Genomic DNA, 1,680 nt, shown 5'->3' with positions numbered 1-1,680 from the left:
CTCGATGACCTCTTCAAACGGTAGGTCCTGATGGTCATAGGCCCCCATCACCACCCGACGGACCTGCTTCAGCAATTCTTGTCCTGTCATCCCATCCGACAGCTGGGACCGCAACGCCACCGTATTGACGCAATATCCCATCACGTCTTCGAGCTCTCTCCGGCGCCTGCCGGTCACGATCGATCCAATGACGACATCCGACTCTTGTGTGTGGCGATGTAGCCAAGTCGCAAAGACTGTGTACAGCACCATAAACATCGTGACGTTCTGGCGCTGACAGAAGAGATCGAGGTTTGCTGAAAGTTCGCGGGGCAGCGACCGTGATCGCACGCCTCCCTCGAACGTGCGCACCCGTGGCCGCGGACGATCGACCGGTAGTTCGGCAGGAGGGCTGACGCCGCTCAACTGCCGAACCCAGTAAGCTCGATGGACCTCACGAAGGCCTTGATCCAGTCTAGTTCTCTGCCAATCGGCATAGTCCGCATACTGAACGGACAACGTGGGGAGTCGAGCCTCGGGAGCATCACCGCCGACTTCCCATAAAAGCGCCAGTTCCCTCCAGAAGATATGAAGAGACCGTCCATCGGCGACAAGACGGTGGAATGTCAACGCCAGGATATGCGCATCCTGTTCAAGTGCCAGGAGGGTTACTCTGAATAACGGCCCTCGGCGTAAGGCAAACGGCCTGCTCCTCTCCGCTCGTAGGAATTGCCGGACCTGGATCTCTCGCTCTGAAGGGTCCAATGCTTGGAAATTTTGCCGTCCTATCGTGACGATCGCCTCAGTTGAAATTTCCGCGAATCCCCCGCCTCGCTCCGATCCGAAACGAGTTCGAAGAATCTCGTGACGACGGGCGATCTCCTGCACCGACCGCTCCAATACCTCGGGGTTAACCGGCCCTCGTAGACGTACCTCCATGGAAATATGGTTGATCGCGCTCTCAGGATGAACGTGCTCCAAGAACCACAGTCGCTGCTGTGCAGGGCTGAGAGGAATCCTGCCTTCTCTTGCGGCTGCCGAGAGAAGCGGAATCCTTGTCTCGCCGTCGCCATTTGTGTACTCATGCTTCCCCACGAGCCGATCCTGGTCATTCGGAATCGTACTCGATTCACCGATGCGACCGGCCAATGCGGCCAATGTCGGACATTCGAACAGCACGCTGAGTGGGAGCTCGACGTGGAAGACGTCGAGGATGCGCGCAACAATCTGTGCCGCGAGGAGCGAATTGCCTCCGAGTGCAAAGAAGTTCGCGCGGCGATGCGGAAGATCTCCTCCAAGCACTTCTTGCCAGATATCGGCCAGCCGTTTCTCGATGGGAGATCGCGGAGTTTCGCTCGACATGCCATCAGTTTCAGTATCCAGAGCCAGGTCCAGCGTGCTCGCCAAGGTTGTGGCGAGTTGGCCGGACTCAAAGGCGGCTTTGCAGGCGTGCCGCTGAACCTTTCCGCTGGAGGTCCTGGGAATCGTGCCGGACTTGATCAAAACCACACTATGGATTTCAAGTTCGTATTCGTCAGCCAACGCGCGACGGATGCAACTCACCACTTCCGGCAGATCGGATTTAGGCACCTGCTTCTCGATCTCATGGACGAGCACGACGCGCTCTCCGGCCTTGTCCTCGGTGGAGAAGGCTGCTCCATAGCCACGTCGCAAGCCGGGATGCGCCTGTTGGGCCGTCCA

At 58.2% G+C, this 1,680-nt stretch carries 1 protein-coding gene; it reads right to left on the bottom strand.

Translation table 11 applies throughout. The annotated features are described in order from the left end of the window. Nucleotides 1-1,680 (bottom strand): condensation domain-containing protein (locus ACOSYY_RS10555; RefSeq protein ID WP_421662302.1); only part of this gene is annotated, 1,680 nt, incomplete at both ends.

The organism is Nitrospira sp. BLG_2 (genome assembly GCF_049222245.1).
This window is presented reverse-complemented; position numbering and strand designations above follow the sequence as displayed.